General features: G+C 63.9%; 15 protein-coding genes. 6 read left to right on the top strand and 9 right to left on the bottom strand.

Annotated elements, in window-relative coordinates:
• Positions 1 to 9: 9 nt before the first annotated feature.
• From FYB76_RS01330 to FYB76_RS01355, 6 genes are read right to left on the bottom strand one after another with little or no spacing between them, the layout of a single operon-like run.
• Positions 10 to 1629, bottom strand: coding sequence for a gamma-glutamyltransferase family protein (locus FYB76_RS01330; protein ID WP_154132426.1), 1620 nt, complete (start codon positions 1627 to 1629; stop codon positions 10 to 12).
• Between the two features lie 52 nt (positions 1630 to 1681).
• Entirely contained in the window at positions 1682 to 2659 is a 978-nt protein-coding gene (locus FYB76_RS01335) for an ABC transporter ATP-binding protein (protein ID WP_154132428.1), read from the bottom strand.
• A gap of 10 nt (positions 2660 to 2669) precedes the next feature.
• Positions 2670 to 3629, bottom strand: a complete 960-nt coding sequence (locus tag FYB76_RS01340; protein WP_154132430.1) for an ABC transporter ATP-binding protein — start codon at positions 3627 to 3629, stop codon at positions 2670 to 2672.
• Between the two features lie 9 nt (positions 3630 to 3638).
• Positions 3639 to 4514, bottom strand: coding sequence for an ABC transporter permease (locus FYB76_RS01345; protein ID WP_229296842.1), 876 nt, complete (start codon positions 4512 to 4514; stop codon positions 3639 to 3641).
• A gap of 38 nt (positions 4515 to 4552) precedes the next feature.
• Positions 4553 to 5509 carry an ABC transporter permease gene (locus FYB76_RS01350; RefSeq protein WP_154132432.1) on the bottom strand — a complete coding sequence of 319 codons (957 nt, stop codon included), beginning with the start codon at positions 5507 to 5509 and terminating at the stop codon, positions 4553 to 4555.
• A 5-nt stretch (positions 5510 to 5514) separates the two neighbouring features.
• Complete coding sequence (locus tag FYB76_RS01355) at positions 5515 to 7014, bottom strand: ABC transporter substrate-binding protein (protein WP_154132433.1); 1500 nt, start codon at positions 7012 to 7014, stop codon at positions 5515 to 5517.
• A gap of 428 nt (positions 7015 to 7442) precedes the next feature.
• Between FYB76_RS01355 and FYB76_RS01360 the strand changes: the two genes are divergently transcribed.
• Complete coding sequence (locus FYB76_RS01360; RefSeq protein WP_088754260.1) at positions 7443 to 7904, top strand: MarR family winged helix-turn-helix transcriptional regulator; 462 nt, start codon at positions 7443 to 7445, stop codon at positions 7902 to 7904.
• A 418-nt stretch (positions 7905 to 8322) separates the two neighbouring features.
• A complete protein-coding gene (locus FYB76_RS01365) occupies positions 8323 to 9342 on the top strand; it encodes an alpha/beta hydrolase (RefSeq protein WP_039786511.1) in 1020 nt (339 codons plus the stop codon).
• A gap of 111 nt (positions 9343 to 9453) precedes the next feature.
• Here the strand turns inward: FYB76_RS01365 and FYB76_RS01370 are convergent, their stop codons facing one another.
• Complete coding sequence (locus tag FYB76_RS01370; protein ID WP_154132434.1) at positions 9454 to 10122, bottom strand: alpha/beta hydrolase; 669 nt, start codon at positions 10120 to 10122, stop codon at positions 9454 to 9456.
• Positions 10123 to 10300: 178 nt separating this feature from the next.
• Between FYB76_RS01370 and FYB76_RS01375 the strand changes: the two genes are divergently transcribed.
• The gene (locus FYB76_RS01375; RefSeq protein WP_154132436.1) at positions 10301 to 10975 is read left to right on the top strand and encodes a hypothetical protein; all 675 of its coding nucleotides are present in this window, start codon (positions 10301 to 10303) and stop codon (positions 10973 to 10975) included.
• Positions 10976 to 11019: 44 nt separating this feature from the next.
• Here FYB76_RS01375 and mog read toward each other — a convergent pair whose 3' ends face one another.
• Complete coding sequence (mog, locus tag FYB76_RS01380) at positions 11020 to 11649, bottom strand: molybdopterin adenylyltransferase (protein ID WP_154132438.1); 630 nt, start codon at positions 11647 to 11649, stop codon at positions 11020 to 11022.
• Positions 11639 to 12244 (bottom strand): ribosome biogenesis factor YjgA, encoded by a 606-nt coding sequence (gene yjgA, locus FYB76_RS01385; RefSeq protein WP_088754264.1) that lies wholly within the window; start codon positions 12242 to 12244, stop codon positions 11639 to 11641. Before yjgA ends, mog begins: the two co-directional genes overlap by 11 nt.
• 75 nt (positions 12245 to 12319) lie before the next feature.
• On the opposite strand from yjgA, the gene pmbA reads away from it, so the two are divergent.
• From pmbA to FYB76_RS01400, 3 genes are all read left to right on the top strand, one after another.
• On the top strand, positions 12320 to 13684 hold the full coding sequence (gene pmbA, locus FYB76_RS01390; RefSeq protein ID WP_088754265.1) for a metalloprotease PmbA: 1365 nt from the start codon (positions 12320 to 12322) through the stop codon (positions 13682 to 13684).
• 80 nt (positions 13685 to 13764) lie between these two features.
• The gene (locus FYB76_RS01395; RefSeq protein ID WP_088754266.1) at positions 13765 to 14256 is read left to right on the top strand and encodes a GNAT family N-acetyltransferase; all 492 of its coding nucleotides are present in this window, start codon (positions 13765 to 13767) and stop codon (positions 14254 to 14256) included.
• Positions 14257 to 14337: 81 nt separating this feature from the next.
• Positions 14338 to 15936 carry an MDR family MFS transporter gene (locus tag FYB76_RS01400; RefSeq protein ID WP_154132439.1) on the top strand — a complete coding sequence of 533 codons (1599 nt, stop codon included), beginning with the start codon at positions 14338 to 14340 and terminating at the stop codon, positions 15934 to 15936.
• Positions 15937 to 16031 lie beyond the last annotated feature (95 nt).

A 16031-nucleotide genomic window follows, 5' to 3' on the forward strand; every position in this document is an offset into this window, starting at 1 on the left:
GTGCTTTCTTTACCAGGCTGCCACACTGCCATCGGTACGCGGTTCGGTCCCGCCGCAGAGCACGCCTTCGTCATTGCGCCAGATGATCTGGCCGCGACCGAAACCGAGCTGGTTGCCCGACCACGACACTTCGTGTCCCAGCCCGCCCAGGCCACGGAAGAGATGTTCGGCCGTGCTGTGCTCGATGCTGACCTTGTTTGCTTTCTCCCATTCCCAGCGCGGTGCATCCAGCGCGGCTTGTGGATTGAGGCCGAAGTCGACCGTGTTCATCACCATCTGCACGTGGCCCTGCGGTTGCATGAAGCCACCCATCACGCCGAAGGGACCGACTGCCTGCCCATTGCGCGTCATGAAGCCGGGGATGATGGTGTGGTACGGACGCTTGCCCGCGGCCAGCACATTGGGATGCCCGGCTTCCAGCGTGAAATTGTTGCCGCGATTGTGGAGCGCGATGCCGGTGCCCGGTACTACAAGGCCCGAGCCGAAGCCCATGTAGTTGCTCTGGATGAAGGACACCATGTTGCCCTCGGCATCGGCCGTGCACAGGTACACCGTGCCGCCGCGCGAAGGGTCGCCCGCCACCGGCAGCGTGGCGCGCGGGCCGATCAGCTTGCGGCGTTCATCGGCATAGGCGTCGGAGAGCAACTGCTCCACCGTCACCTTCATGTGCGCCGGGTCGGCGATATGGGCCAGGCCATCGGCATAGGCCAGCTTGATGGCTTCGATCTGGCGGTGGTAGGTCGCCAGCGTGTCGCGCTCGGAGAAGTCGTAGGCCTTCAGCAGGTTCAGCGCCATCAGGGCCACCATGCCGTGGCCATTGGGCGGGATTTCCCAGACATCGTAGCCGCGATAGTTCACGCCGATGGGATCCACCCATTCCGGCTGGAACGCCGCCAGATCCGAGGCCTGCATATATCCGCCGGCCTTCTGCAGGAAGGCGGCAATCTTCTCCGCCAGGGCACCGCGATAGAAGCCCTCGGCATTGTCCTCGGCAATGGCCTGCAGGGTGGCGGCATGGCCGGCCGAGCGCCACAGCTGGCCGGCTTGCGGTGCCTGCCCATCGATGCAGAAGGTGTCGAACCAGGACTGGAAATGCGGCTCCTTGAACTCGCGCTTGAAGTTCTGCTGTGCGACCTGCCAGGCATGCGCCACCATCGGCGAGACCGGGAAGCCCTCACGCGCCAGGGTGATGGCGCCGGCCATGGAATCGGTCAGCGCCAGCTTGCCGAAGCGCTTGGCCATGGCGGCCCAGGCACTGGGCGTGCCGGGCACGGTGACCGGCAGGGCACCGTACTTGGGTACGTCCTTTAGGCCGGCGCTGGTGAGCTTGTCGGCGGAGATCGATTGCGGCGCCGGGCCGCTGGCATTCAAACCATGCAGCTTGCCGCCATGCCAGACCAAGGCGAAGGCGTCGCCGCCGATGCCGTTGGCGGTCGGCTCCACCACGGTCAATGCCGCAGCTGCGGCGATGGCCGCATCGATGGCGTTGCCGCCGCGCTGCAGGACTTCCAGCCCGGCCTGCGCGGCCAGTGGCTGCGAGGTCGCCACCATGCCCCGCCGGGCATAGACGGCGCTGCGGCGCGAAAAGTAGGGATAGTGGTTGCTGCTGAAGTCGGGGAAGGCGGGCATGGCGGTCTCTCGTTCTTGGTTCAGGGGCGTATTTTATCGTTTGGCTTGCGTATTACGTCGGGTGCAGCGTCAGCTCAGGGCGGCTCAGGTGGCAGGCCACGGTATGGGTGGCGCTGACCTTGACGGCCGGTGGCGCTTCGGTCTTGCATATTTCCATGCAGGACGGGCAGCGCGGATGAAAATGACAGCCCGAGGGCGGGGCGGCCGGATTGGGGATGCTGCCCTGCAGGATGATGCGTTCACGATGTTGGCGTGGATGTTCACGTGGGATGGCCGACAGCAGCGCCTGCGTATAGGGATGGCGCGGCTGGGTGTAGACCTCTTCACATCTGCCCGATTCGACCATGCGTCCGAGGTACATCACGCCGATGGTGTCGCTGACATGACGGATTACGGCCAGGTCGTGCGAGACGAAAAGATAGGTCAGCCCCAGCTCCTGCTGCAGCTCGCGCAGGAGGTTCAGGATCTGCGCCTGGATCGAGACATCGAGGGCCGACACGGCTTCATCGGCCACCACCAGCTTGGGCCGCGTGATGATGGCGCGGGCGATGCCCACGCGCTGGCGCTGACCACCGGAGAACTCATGCGGATGGCGTGCTGCATAGGCCGGGTTGAGGCCGACCATGTCCAGCGCTTCGGCTACCTTGCGCTTGCGGGTGGCGCGGTCGTGCAGCTTGTGCACGATCAGCGGTTCTTCCAGCACTTCGCCGATGGTCATGCGCGGGTTCAGCGAGGCATACGGATCCTGGAACACCATCTGCATGTGCCGGCGCATGGCACGCAACTGGCCCTCGGGAAGCAAGGTCAGTTCCTGGCCCATGAAGCGCACGCTGCCTTCGCTGGGTTCGATCAGGCGCAGCACGCTGCGACCGGTGGTGGACTTGCCGCAGCCGGATTCGCCGACCAGGCCCAGGGTCTGTCCTTCGGCCAGGCTGAAGGAGACATCGTCAACGGCCTTGACGGTGCTGCTGCCGGAAGCGAAATATTTTTTCAGCCCGTGGACTTCGAGCAGGGGAGGTAGTGTCGTCATGATCAGGCCTTCAATGCGGATACCAGCAGCGCACGCTGTGGCCATCGCCCAGGTTTTCCAGCACCGGCATCTCCTGGCGGCAGATGTCCTGGGCGCGGGTGCAGCGTGCGGCGAAGCGGCAGCCCTGCGCGATGGTGCCGGGCGGTGGCACGCTGCCGGGGATGGCGGTCAAGGGCGCACCGGGCGTGGCGTCCAGCGCCGGGCGCGCGCGCATCAGGGCATGCGTGTAAGGATGGGCGGGGCGGTCGAACAGGTCTTCCACGCTGCTCTGCTCAACCACCTGGCCGGCATACATCACCACCACGCGCTGGCACATCTCTGCCACTACGCCCAAGTCGTGGGTGATCATGAGGATGGAAGTCTTCTGCTCGCGTTTGAGGTCGCGCATCAGGTCGAGGATCTGCGCCTGGATGGTCACGTCCAGCGCGGTCGTCGGTTCATCGCACACCAGCAGGCGCGGCTGGCACAGCAGGGCCATGGCAATCATGACGCGCTGGCGCATGCCGCCGGAAAGGCTGTGCGGATATTCGTCGACCAGCTGCGCCGCACGCGAGAGGCCCACGCGTTCCAGCATGGCGATGACCTTGGCGTCGATCGCCTGGCGCGACAGCGAGGTGTGGATGCGCAGCATCTCGCCCAATTGGTCGCCGATGCGATGCAGCGGGTTCAGCGAGGTCATCGGCTCCTGGAAGATCATGGCGATCTCCTTGCCGCGGATGCTGCGCAGGGTGGCGTCATCGGCCTGCAGCAGGTCGCGCTCGCCAAAGCGGATCGCGCCCGACAGCCTGGCCTGGCTGGCCATGGGGAACAGGCGCAGGATGGACAGGGCGGTGACGCTCTTGCCGCAGCCGGATTCACCCAAGAGGCCCACGGTTTCATCCTGGCCCAGCGAAAAGGAGACGCCATCGACGGGTGCAACGCGGCGGCCGTGGCTCTTGAATTCGATCTTGAGATTTTCGATGGTGAGCATGGTGGTTCCTCAGCGGCTCAGTTTGGGGTCGAACACTTCGCGAATGCCATCGCCCAGCAGGTTGAAGCCCAGCACCACCAGGAAGATCGCCAGTCCCGGCCACATGGCCAGCATGGGCGTGGTGTTCAGGTAGCCCTGGGCAATGTGCAGCATGGAACCCCAGCTCGGGTCTTCCGGCTTGGCGCCCAGGCCGAGATAGGACAGCCCGGCCTCGGCGATGATGGCCGTGCCCATGGCGAAGGTGGCCTGGATCACCAGGGGCGCCAGCGAATTGGGCAGGATGTAGCGCCACATGATGCGCAGGTGCCCGGCACCGATGGAGCGCGCTGCCATCACGTAGTCGAGGTTGCGGATGGTCATGGCCTGCCCGCGCGCCAGCCGCACGAAGGACGAGGTGAAGCCGATGCCGACGGCCACCATGGCATTGTAGAAACCGCCCCCCAGCGCGGCGGCCAGCGCCAGCGCCAGGATCAGCGAAGGAAAGGCCTGCAGCGCATCGACCACGCGCATGACGATGGCATCGACCGCGCCGCGATAGTAGCCGCTGACGATGCCGATGGGCACGCCCAGCGAAAAGGCCAGCCCGACCGAGATCAGTGCCGCCTGCAGGGAGATGCGCGAACCGTACAGCATGCGGGTGTAGATGTCGCGGCCCAGGTCATCTGTACCGAGCCAGTGCTCGGCACTGGGACCAGACAGCAGGTTGCCGTAGTCCTGGTCAAAAATCGGATCGTACCGGGCCAGTACCGGTGCAGTGATGGCCAACAGTACCAGTACAGCGATGATCACCGCACCGATCACCGCCAGACGGTTGCGGCTGAAGCGGCGCAAGGTACGCCAGCGGGGCAGCGCCGGCAGGGCCTGCGCAGGGGAGGGAGGGTTCATGTCGGGAGACGTCATGGTTGGATGCGCTGGACGGGCAATCAGCGGGCGATGCGCGGGTCGATCACGCTGTAGAGCAGGTCCACGCACAGGTTGACGATGACCACCATCACGGTGGCGGCCAGTACACCGGCCTGTACAGTCACGTAGTCGCGCTGGAAGATGGCGTCGACGATCATCTTGCCCATGCCGGGAATGCCAAAGATGCTTTCGGTGATGACCAGTCCGCCCAGCATGCCGGAGACCATCAGGCCGCTGGCCGTGACCACCGGGATCATGGCATTGCGCAGCGCATGGCCCAGCACCACCTGCCAGTCGCGCAGGCCCTTGGAGAAGGCGGTGCGGATGTAATCCTCGTTGAGCACTTCCAGCAAACTGCTGCGCACCATGCGCATGAGGATGGCCGATTCACGCAGGCCGGTCACGACCATGGGCATGATCATGGCGACCAGGTTGGCGTGCCAGTCCACCGACAGCGGCACGAAGCCCGAGGCCGGCAGCCAGCCCAGCTTGACCGCAAAGAGGATGATGAACAGCATGCCCAGCCAGAAGTGCGGCACCGACATGCCGAACAGCGCGATCAGGGTGCCGATGGCATTGGCCCAGCCACGTGGGCGTGCCGCCGAGAGGATGCCGGCTGGCACCGCAATGATGACGGCCACCAGGAAACTGCCGATGGCCAGTTCGATGGTCACCGGCAGGCGCTGCCACAAGGCATCGGCCACCGGGGTGTTGTCGATGAAGGAGCGGCCCAGGTCGCCATGCAGCACCGCCCACAGCCAGCGCCCGTACTGCACCAGCAGCGGATCATCCAGGCCCAGTTTCAGGCGCAGCGCGGCCGCCGCTTCCGGCGTGGCTTCCATGCCGAGGATGGCGGCCACCGGGTCGCCCGGGAGCACCGCCAGCAGGGAGAACACCACCATGCTCACCAGCAGCAGGGTGGGGATCGACAGCAGCAATCGCCGGGCCAGCTTGGGCAGCTTGATCGTCGTGGCCATGTGGCTTACTTGGACACGGTCGCAGTGCGGATCACGCCATCGGGCACGTACTGGAAGCCCTTGACCGACTTGGCAATGCCGAAGAGCACGTTGTCATGCACGGTGTAGATGTAGGGCACTTCCTTGACCAGGATCGCCATGGCCTGGTCGTAGAGCGACTTGCGCTTGGCCTGGTCGCCTTCCACGCGGGCCTGCTGCAGCAGGTCGTCCACTTCCTTGGCGCCGAAGTGCGAGTAGTTCAGCGAGCCATTGGTGGTGACGAAGTCGTAGATGTTCTGGTCCGGATCGGGACGCCCGCTCCAGCCCACGAACAGGCCTTCAAAGTTGCCCGCCTTGCCGGCCTCGATCTGGGTGGCCAGTTCGGTCTTCTCCAGCGTGACGGTGATGCCGGCCGGGCGCAGCATGCCCTGGATCATCTGGCCGACCTGCAATTCATCGGGCGTGGTCGGCAGGGTCAGCTTGAAGCTGAAGCCATTTTCTTTGCCGGCCGCCTTGAGCAGGGCCTTGGCGCGGGCCACGTCGACCTTGGGCGGCACATCGCTGGGGCCATTGGCAAACTGCGCCTTGGAGAAGGGCGAATGGCCGGCCGCCACGGCATTGTTGTAGACCACCTTGGCGATGGCGTTGCGGTCGATCAGGATGTCGACGGCTTCGCGCACTTCCTTCTTGTCGAAGGGGGGCTTGCCGGTGTTCATGTAGAAGCCGCGGAAGCCCAGCGACGGCTTGTTGAGCACGGTGTAGCTGGCGTTGGCGGGGACGTTGGTGATTTCCTTGTAGGGGAAGCGGTTGCTGATGTCGACCTGGCCGCTGCGCAGGTTGTTGAAGGCCACATTGACGTCCGGCATGATCTTGTAGACCACTTCATCCACCTTGGGCAGGCCGGCGCGCCAGTAGTCGGGATTCTTCTTGAGCGTGATGGTGGCCCCCTTGAGGCGGCCTTCGTAGACGAAGGGCCCGGTGCCGACCGGATGGTTGACGTAGTCTTCGCCGTATTTCTTCACTGCTGCGGGTGACGACATCATGCCCGCGCGGTCGGTGAGGATGGAGAGGAAGGGCGCGAAGGGCGTGGACAGGTCCAGCTTGATGGTGTGGTCATCCACCACCGTGATCTTGCTGACGTATTTCAGTTCATTGCGGCGCAGGGAGGTTTTTTCCTGGCCGCGCAACAGGTTGAATTCCACCGCCTTGGCATCGAAGGGCGTGCCGTCCTGGAACTTGACTCCCTTGCGCAGGAACAGCGTGTAGGTCTTCTGATCCTCGGACACGGTCCAGCGCTCGGCCAGCATGGGGATGATCTTGCCCTCGCCATCCAGGTCCACCAGCTTGTCGAAGATGCTCTGGTAGACGATGCGTTCGTTGAGCATGGAGGACTGCGTGGGATCGAGCTTGCCGGGGTCGGCATCCAGGGAGATGTTGAGCGTCGCCGCCCATGCGGGCAGGCTGCAGGCGGCCAGCACGGCCGAGGACATTGCGGACAGCAGGAAACGGGAGACACGCTGGTTCATTCGTTTTTCCTTTCAGAAGTCATCACGGATCGAGCGCAACCGGCTTGGGCGGCAAGCCCGCCTGCCATGGCCATCGGGCCAGCTTAGGCGATGGATACGGTGAAGGCAAGCACGGATACGTCAATGTATACAACGACGAAGACATGCAGGAAGCGTGCCATGGCGGCAGCTTCGCGTCGGTCGGAAAACTCCTATCACGGGCCGGGAAAGCAGGCGGGGCAGGCCTCCCGCCGGATGGCTGCGAAGCGGGCGATGGCGTGCGACGTCGCGCACCCGTCCTTCCTCCTTGTGCAGGCGTGCTTCGCGATGGTGCGCAATCGCGCTGCTGTTTGTGCGAGGAAGGGGCGTGGCAAAGCTGCGACGACAATGCGTAAATTTTTTTATTAAATCGCTTGCTATTTAATTTTGGCCTCGTTAAACTGCGCTGCATGAATTCGAAAACAGACAAACGCAAGTCGGCCCCGCTGCTGGATGCCCAGTTGTGTTTTGCGCTGTACTCGACCTCGCTGTCGATGAGCAAGCTCTATCGCAAGCTGTTGCGCAACATGGGCATCACCTATTCGCAGTACCTGGTGCTGATGGTGTTGTGGGAGCAGGACCAGTTGACGGTGTCGGACATCGGTGAACGCCTGGTACTGGATTCGGCCACGCTGACCCCGCTGCTCAAGCGCATGGAGGCACAAGGCCTGGTGACCCGGGAACGTGCGGCCAGCGACGAACGGCAAGTGGTCGTCTCGCTCACCGCAGACGGTGACAAGCTGCGCGAACAGGCGGTCGAGCTGCCCCGTGAAGTATTGCGGGCGACCGAGTCGACGGCGGCGGAACTGACCGCCATGAAGGAAGAATTGATGGCCTTGCGGGCCCGCTTGCACAAGAATACCGGCGAGTGAGCAGGGCAGGTCCGAGGGACGCGGCGACGATGCCAAGTCCCTTTTTGAAAGTTAAATATATAGCGCGCTATTAAATAGTTCAGTATATTGTTGGCAGGTCGCTCGGAAAAAATCGCTGGCAACTGGCATCGGCAGTCGCCAGGCAACGGAAGTGGTGCAACCGCATCATTCGTGGAGCCGCAGTTATACCCAGAGCCAATAGCGCCAACTAAGTAGTTTGCTATTTAATAGGTATTTATGTTTTCGTCGCATTGCCAGTTTTCCTGGCCGGCAACGGCCGGAGCAGTACAGCAGTACAGCAGGACAGCAATACAGCAGTACCCGGTAGCAAAGCAACAAACATGCAGTTCCCTCGCAGCACTTACCCGGTGAACCCCACCGATTCGCTCATCTGAGATTAGAGAAAAGGAAGAAGATCATGACCTCGTTCAAGCAACTCGCCGCCGTCGCCGCCATTGGCCTCGTTTTTGGCAACGCCTATGCCGCCGGTGATGCCGGCGTGGAACCGACCACCCAATCCTTCTTGCAGGCGCTGGAAGCCGGCGGTGGCAAGCCCCTGGAACAGCTCTCGCCGCAGGATGCACGTGCCGTGCTGGTGGGCGCACAAGCCAGCGTGAAGCTGGAGCTGCCCAAGGCAGACGTCTCGGAAAAGACCATCACCGCGGACGGCCAGCAGATCAAGCTGACCATCGTGCGTCCGGCGGGCGTGACCAAGACTTTGCCGGCCTTCATGTTCTTCCACGGCGGCGGCTGGGTGCTGGGCGACTTCCCGACCCACGAACGCCTGGTGCGTGACCTGGTGGCCAACTCGGGTGCCGTGGCCGTGTTCGTGAACTACACCCCGTCGCCGGAAGCCGGCTATGGCGTGGCCATCAACCAGGCCTATGCCGCCACCAAGTGGGTGGCCGAGCACGGCAAGGAAATCAAGGTTGACGGCAAGCGCCTGGCCGTGGCCGGCAACAGCGTCGGTGGCAACATGGCCGCTGTCGTGGCCCTGATGGCCAAGGACAAGGGTGGCCCCGCGCTGCGTTCGGAAGTGCTGCTGTGGCCGGTGACCGATGCCAACTTCGAGACTGCTTCCTACAACCAGTTCGCCAATGGCTACTTCCTCACCAAGAACATGATGAAGTGGTTCTGGGACAGCTACACCACCGACGCCGCCAAGCGCAAGGAAATCACCGCCTCGCCCTTGAATGCAACCCCGGCGCAACTGGCTGGCCTGCCGCCGACCCTGATCCAGACCGCCGAAAACGACGTGCTGCGTGACGAAGGCGAAGCCTATGGCCGCAAGCTGCAAGCCGCCGGCGTGGCAGTGACCAGCGTGCGTTACAACGGCATGATCCACGACTTCGGTCTGTTGAACGTGCTGGCCAAGGTCCCGGCCGTGCAGACCGCGATGCGCCAGGCTGGCGAAGAACTGAAGTTCCGCCTGAAGTAATTGCAAGGCTGCCCTGCGCGTAACACCGCGCAGGGAAAACGACAACGCCCCCGCACGAGTGCATCGTGCGGGGGCGTTGTCATTGCAGGTGCAGGTGCTGCGTGATCGGACTCAGGCCAGGACCTTGGCCAGCCACGCGCCAATATCCTCGACCTCCTCACCGCACACCGAATGCTGCATCGGATAGTCATGCCACTCGACCTTGTGGCCCAGCTGGGTCAGCAATTCGCGCGACTTGACGGCGCGCTCCAGCACCACCACCGGATCCATGGTGCCGTGGGCCATGAAGATGGGGGTGTCATGGTTGGCAGCGTGGCGTTCGGCCTCGATGGTGGCGGCCAGCGGCAGGTAGCCGGACAGGCACATCAGGCCGGCCAGGCGCTCCGGATGGCGCAGGCCGGTCTGCAAGGTCATCGCGCAGCCCTGCGAGAAACCGGCCAGCACGATGCGCTCGGCGGGAATGCCGCGTGCACGCTCTTGCGCGATCAGTGCTTCGATGGCGGCCTGCGAGGCGCGCAGGCCGGGTTCGTCTTCACGGCGGACCAGGTCGGGCGCGAAGATGTCGTACCAGGCGCGCATCACGTAGCCGCCGTTGATGGTCACCGGCATGGTCGGCGCGGTCGGGAAGATGAAGCGGATGGGTGGGCAGCCGGACAGGTCCAGCTCGCGCACGATGGGTACGAAGTCCGAACCATCGGCACCCAGGCCGTGCAGCCAGATGACGGAGGCAGTGGGGTTGGGGGCGGTATCGATCTGTATCGTCTCAAGGGGGGCGGACATAAGCGTGCGGTTCCTGTTGCGGTCGGTGGATGAAAGGGCGGGGCGCGGCATTTGTGTCTGTCCCTGCACGGGAGCACAATACGGCCTTGCCCCTTGTCATGCGCAGCGTCTGCGCTGCAATGGGCTCACATCATACGATGAACGCCGCCGCGATGGCGGCGCTGCAAAAGGAAAACCCATGAAGTGCATCCCATCGCGCCGCCTGCTGGCCCCGCTGCTGGCCTCCCTGCTGGCCTCCCTGCTGGCCATGGCGCCCCTGGCCGGACATGCCGAAGCCGAAGGCCGGCTGTTCCAGCCACGCGGCGAAAACCTGATGATCTCGCCCCCGCCGGGCTGGCGCCTGGCCTACATGGACGGCGACCCGGACGGCAATTATGTCGTCGACTTCCTGCCGCCCAACGAAGCCCATGACTCCTGGCGCGAGGGCTACATGGGCGTGCAGCGCCGTGGCTATCCCGATGCAGGCCTGGTGGCCAACATCCAGGCGCGCAACCTCACCGTGGCGCAGGTGGCCTTGACTGAAGTGATGCAGGGCGCCCAGCGCAATTGCCCGGGCCGCTTCGTGGCGATGGCGCAGAAGGATGGCAGCACCAACAATATTCCCGTCTCTGTCAGCGGAGGCTTCTGCGACCGTACCGGGCCAGTTGCGCCCTATGGCGAGGGAACTGTACTGGCGGTGTACCAGGGCAAGCAGCAACTGTTTGTCGTGCAGTTCAGCTGGCGTCCGCCGACCGAAAATGCGCTGAAACAGTATCCGTACCGGATCTCGCCGGCCGGGCTGCAGCAGTATCTGGATCTGCTCAATGCGGCCACGCTGTGCGGTGGGCCGGAGGAGAGGAAGTGTCCTGACTGAGGGGAAGGCGGGCCCGCATGGTCGTGCGGGCCGCCGGGCTGCTGTTACTTGCTGGCAGGGCGGATTGCCGACTTGGGCCGGAAGGCCTTGCAGACGCTCTCATCAGTGTCGATGTAAGGACCGCCGATGAGGTCGATGCAGTAGGGGATGGCGGCGAAGATGCCGGGCACCTTGACCTTGCCGTCCTCGTCCTTCAACCCTTCCAGTGTTTCGCGGATGGACTTGGGCTGGCCGGGCAGGTTCAGGACCAGAGCGGCATGGCCGTCGGTCTCGCGGATGACGGCAACCTGGCGCGAGAGAATGGCGGTCGGCACGAACTGCAGGCTGATCTGGCGCATCTGTTCGCCAAAGCCCGGCATTTCCTTGGTACCGATGGCCAGAGTGGCTTCGGGCGTGACGTCGCGGCGCGACGGGCCGGTACCGCCAGTGGTCAGCACCAGGTCACAACGGGCCACATCGACCAGCTCCACCAGGGTCTGTTCGATCTGTGCACGTTCATCGGGGATCAGGCGGGTCTCGACTTCGAAAGCGCTGGTGAGCGCTTTGCTGAGCCATTCCTGCAGGGCCGGGATGCCCTGGTCCTGGTAGACGCCACCCGAGGCGCGGTCGGAGATGGAGACCAGCCCGACCCGCAGCACCTCATGGACGACGGGCGTGACGGCCTCAACGCTCATCGTCATCCTGCTCGCCGGCCTCATCCTCGGCGGCTTCGTTCTTGGCGCGCGCGGCGTCGGCCTGCAACTGCTTGAGGATCTGGAAGATTTCGCGGTAGGCCTTGGGCGGCTTGTTTTCCGCCTGCTCCTTGCGGGCGTTGCGGATGAGCGTGCGCATGTGCTGCACGTCAACTTCGGGATGGCGGTTCAGCAGTTCGGTCAACGCCTGGTCATCGGCCAGCAGCTTTTCGCGGCGGCGTTCCAGGGCGTGCATGGCGGCGGTTTCAGCCTTGGAGGCGCCGTGCCAGCTGTCGATGGTCTTCTGGATGATGGCGATCTCGTCGGCTTCCAGCGTGCGCATTTTCTTGCCCACGTACTGCATCTGGCGGCGACGGCCTTCGTGATCCTTGATCTGCTGGCATTCGAGGATGGCGTCGCGCACGTCTTCGGGCATGGGGACGCGCTTGACGCGGTCGCGCGGTTCATTGACCAGCGATTCGCCCAGCTTTTGCAGGGCATCCATCTCGCGCTTGAGCTGGGACTTGGAGGGGCGGTCGTATTCCTGTTCGAATTCGCTGGATTGGAATCCGACAGCACCGCGGTTGGCATTGGGCATATCGTGACTTCGAGAAATAAAGCTTAACGACTGCTATGATAACCGCTTTACCCGCATTTCAGAGAAAACAGGCTCATGAGCGATACCCCATTCACGCACAGTCAGGACCAGTTGAAGCAGTTGGCGCAGGATGTCTTGCGTTATGCCCGGGACAAGGGCGCCTCGGACGCCGCCGTCGACATCAGCGAAGGCAGTGGCCTCTCGGTAGCGGTGCGCAAGGGCAAGATCGAGACCATCGAGCAGAACAAGGACAAGGGCATCGGCGTGACGGTGTTCCTCGGAGAAGGCCGCCAGGTGCGGCGCGGCAATGCCAGCACCTCGGATTTTTCGCAGCAGGCGCTGAAGGAAACGGTCGAGGCCGCCTACAACATCGCCCGCTTCACCGCCATCGATGATTGCGCCGGCCTGCCCGACGCCGAGATGCTGGAAATGGCCCCGCGCGACCTGAAACTGTTTTCGCCATGGAACATTTCCGCCGAAGAAGCTGTGGCGCTGGCCCAACGCTGCGAGACCGCAGCCCTCGAGACCGACCCGCGCATCACCAACAGCGAAGGGGCCGGCGTCTACGTCCAGCACTCGCATTTCGTCGCGGCCAACAGCCGTGGTTTCATGGGCGGCTATCCGTTCTCGCGCCATACCATCTCGGTGGCCCCCATCGCCGGCAAGGGCGCGGGCATGCAGCGCGATGACTGGTATTCCTCCAAACGCGATCCGAAGAAACTCGCCAAGCCCGAAGCCATCGGCCGTTACGCCGCCGAGCGCGCGCTGGCCCGCCTGAACGCGCGCAAGCTCACGACCCGCAAGTGCCCGGTGCTGTTCGAAGCGCCGCTGGCAGCGGGTCTCCTGGGGGCTTTCGTGCAGGCGGTGTCGGGCGGTGCGTTGTACCGCAAGTCGACCTTCCTGCTCGATTCGCTGGGCCAGCAGGTCTTCCCAGAGCACATCCAGATCCTGGAAGATCCGCACGTGGTCGGCGGTGTCGGTTCGGCGCCCTTCGATGAAGAGGGCGTGCGTACCGTCAAGCGCGAGGTCATCAAGGATGGCGTGGTGCAGGGCTACTTCCTGTCGACGTATTCGGCCCGCAAGCTGGGCATGCAGACCACCGGCAACTCCGGTGGCTCGCACAACCTGACGCTGCGCTCGGACCTGACGACCAAGGCCGATACCTTCAAGGGCATGTTGAAGAAGATGGGCACAGGTTTGCTGGTGACCGAGCTGATGGGGCAGGGCGTGAACTACGTGACGGGCGATTATTCGCGCGGTGCCTCGGGTTACTGGGTCGAGAATGGCGTGATCCAGTATCCGGTGGAAGAAATCACCATCGCCGGCAACATGAAGGACATGCTGCGCCAGATCGTGGGCGTGGGTAACGACACGCTCATTCGCGGCAGCAAGGAAACGGGTTCCATCCTGCTGGAAAACATGACCATCGCTGGCGACTGATCGTGCAGCACGCCGCCCGGCCGCCGTTGGCGCACCGGGTGGTGCCACGGCCAGCGCCGCCCATCTTGGGGAGGCAAGCCATGGACGACATCCACATCCGGCGCGGCTATCTGCCCGGCGCCATCGGGCGTGTAGCCGAGCTGCACGCGGCGTATTACACCGAAAACTGGAGCTTCGGCGTGTATTTCGAAGCCCGCATCGCCACTGAACTGGCGGCCTTCATGAGCCGCTACGACGACAGCCGTGACGGCTTCTGGACGGCCACCGTGCATGGCCGCGTCGAAGGTTCGCTGACCATCGACGGCCAGCATGGGCAGCAGCAGGGCGCCTGGCTGCGCTGGTTCATCTCTTCCGAAAAATTGCGTGGACGCGGCGTGGGCGATGCCCTGCTGAGCGAGGCCATCCGCTTCTGCGCGCAGTGCGATTTCCCCTCGATCTACCTGTGGACCTTCGAGGGCCTGCACGCCGCGCACAACCTCTACCAGCGTCACGGATTCATCCTCACCGAGGAGCGCATCGGCTCGCATTGGGGCGTCAAGCTCAACGAGCAGCGCTACGAACTGCTGCTGTAGCACGCAAGGCAGGCCATGCCGCTCAGCGCTAGAATGTCGGATTGGCGCACGCGCGCAACTTCGGACATTCGTTCTCCGCACATGGCCCTACACACCGACGCCGCCCACTCCAGCGGCCAAGTCCTGCCGTTCCGCGAATCCCTGCTGGCCACGCTGGGCATCTGCTTCGTCATCATGCTGGTGGCCCTGGACCAGACTATCGTCGGCACTGCGCTGCCGACCATCGTGGCCGAACTCAAGGGCTTTGAACTCTATGCCTGGGTCGCCACGGCCTATCTGCTGACCTCGGTCATCACCGTGCCCATCTTCGGACGGCTCGGCGATTATTTCGGGCGCAAGCCTTTCGTGATTGCCTCCATCATCGTCTTCGTCGGTGCTTCCGCCTTGTGCGGCATGGCCAACAGCATGCTGTTCCTGGTGCTCGCGCGCGGGCTGCAGGGTATTGGCGGGGGCATGCTGGTGGGCACCTGTTTCGCTTCCATCGCTGACCTGTTTCCTGATCCGCGCGTGCGCTTGCGCTGGCAGATCATCCTGTCGGCCTCCTTCGGCATCGCCACGGCAGTCGGTCCTTCGCTGGGCGGCTTCCTCACGCAAGGGCTGGGCTGGCGCTGGGTGTTCTATTGCAACCTGCCCATCGGCGTGCTGTCGCTGTTTTTCGTCTGGCGCTTCGTACCCCACATCCGCCACATGCAGCACGCGGGCAAGATGCGGCTGGACTGGCCGGGTGCGCTGTTGATCTCGCTCTCGCTGGGCAGCCTGCAATTGCTGGTCGAACTGCTGCCCAAGCGCGGCATCACCGGCAGCATGCTGCTCTTGCTGGCGGTTTCGGTGGCGGCCTTTTATGCGCTCTGGAAGTGGGAGCAGCGCGCCGCGCAGCCCATCCTGCCCTTTGAAATGCTGCGTGACCGTGCGCTGGCCAGCCTGTTCCTGCTGTCGGTACTGGCCGGATTTGCCATGTTCTCGCTGCTGATGTATGCGCCGCTGCTGTTCCAGGGCGGATTCGGTTTGAGCCCGCGTGAAGCCGGGCTGCTCATCACGCCGCTGGTGGCCTGTATTACCGTGGCCAGCATCGTCAATGGCCGCATTATCACGCGCATTCCCAATCCCAACCTGATGATGAACCTGGGCTTTGCACTGATCGCTGCGTCCTGCCTGGGTGTGGTGCTGTGTGATCGCACGACCGGCAATGGCTTCCTGCTGGCAGTGATGCTGGCCGGTGGTTTCGGGCTGGGCCTGGTCTTGCCCAATCTCACCGTGTTTGCCCAGCAGGCTGCCGCACGCGAGCACCTGGGTATCGCCACTGCCTTGCTGCAGTCACTGCGCATGATCGGCGGCATGCTGGGGACGGCCATCACCGGCACGCTGGTGAGCCAGATGTATGGCGCAGGCGTGCAGAAGGCCCTGGAAGGAGACCACGCGGCGCAATGGCTCAAGGACTTCAGTGATCCGGAAGTGCTGGTCAACCATGACATCCAGTCGGTGCTGCTGGCCCAGCTGATGCAGGCCGGACATGATGGCTCGGCCTTGCTGGAAGCGGCGCGCGAGGCGCTGGTCGGGGCCATTCACATGGGCATCGCCATTGCCATCGTGGCCGCGCTGGCAGGGCTGTGGATGGTGCGGCGCGTGCCACCCATCCGCTTTGACCAGGACAAGAAGGTCGAGCCGGTGATGTCGGAATGACAGACATGGGTCGGCCGCATGCAAAAACGGACCCGCGGGTCCGTTTTTTTTGCTTGCCGTGCTTGTGGTGCTTGTGGTGCTTGAAGTAGCGCGGC

The organism is Herbaspirillum sp. CAH-3, assembly GCF_009668275.1.
Lineage (GTDB): Bacteria > Pseudomonadota > Gammaproteobacteria > Burkholderiales > Burkholderiaceae_D > Herbaspirillum > Herbaspirillum aquaticum.

Bases quoted from the DNA above. Each gene is read 5' to 3' on its own strand.
- FYB76_RS01330 (WP_154132426.1), bottom strand. From the start codon at position 1,629: ATGCCCGCCTTCCCCGACTTCAGCAGCAACCACTATCCCTACTTTTCG.
- FYB76_RS01335 (WP_154132428.1), bottom strand. From the start codon at position 2,659: ATGACGACACTACCTCCCCTGCTCGAAGTCCACGGGCTGAAAAAATAT.
- FYB76_RS01340 (WP_154132430.1), bottom strand. From the start codon at position 3,629: ATGCTCACCATCGAAAATCTCAAGATCGAATTCAAGAGCCACGGCCGC.
- FYB76_RS01345 (WP_229296842.1), bottom strand. From the start codon at position 4,514: ATGAACCCTCCCTCCCCTGCGCAGGCCCTGCCGGCGCTGCCCCGCTGG.
- FYB76_RS01350 (WP_154132432.1), bottom strand. From the start codon at position 5,509: ATGGCCACGACGATCAAGCTGCCCAAGCTGGCCCGGCGATTGCTGCTG.
- FYB76_RS01355 (WP_154132433.1), bottom strand. From the start codon at position 7,014: ATGAACCAGCGTGTCTCCCGTTTCCTGCTGTCCGCAATGTCCTCGGCC.
- FYB76_RS01360 (WP_088754260.1), top strand. From the start codon at position 7,443: ATGAATTCGAAAACAGACAAACGCAAGTCGGCCCCGCTGCTGGATGCC.
- FYB76_RS01365 (WP_039786511.1), top strand. From the start codon at position 8,323: ATGACCTCGTTCAAGCAACTCGCCGCCGTCGCCGCCATTGGCCTCGTT.
- FYB76_RS01370 (WP_154132434.1), bottom strand. From the start codon at position 10,122: ATGTCCGCCCCCCTTGAGACGATACAGATCGATACCGCCCCCAACCCC.
- FYB76_RS01375 (WP_154132436.1), top strand. From the start codon at position 10,301: ATGAAGTGCATCCCATCGCGCCGCCTGCTGGCCCCGCTGCTGGCCTCC.
- mog (WP_154132438.1), bottom strand. From the start codon at position 11,649: ATGAGCGTTGAGGCCGTCACGCCCGTCGTCCATGAGGTGCTGCGGGTC.
- yjgA (WP_088754264.1), bottom strand. From the start codon at position 12,244: ATGCCCAATGCCAACCGCGGTGCTGTCGGATTCCAATCCAGCGAATTC.
- pmbA (WP_088754265.1), top strand. From the start codon at position 12,320: ATGAGCGATACCCCATTCACGCACAGTCAGGACCAGTTGAAGCAGTTG.
- FYB76_RS01395 (WP_088754266.1), top strand. From the start codon at position 13,765: ATGGACGACATCCACATCCGGCGCGGCTATCTGCCCGGCGCCATCGGG.
- FYB76_RS01400 (WP_154132439.1), top strand. From the start codon at position 14,338: ATGGCCCTACACACCGACGCCGCCCACTCCAGCGGCCAAGTCCTGCCG.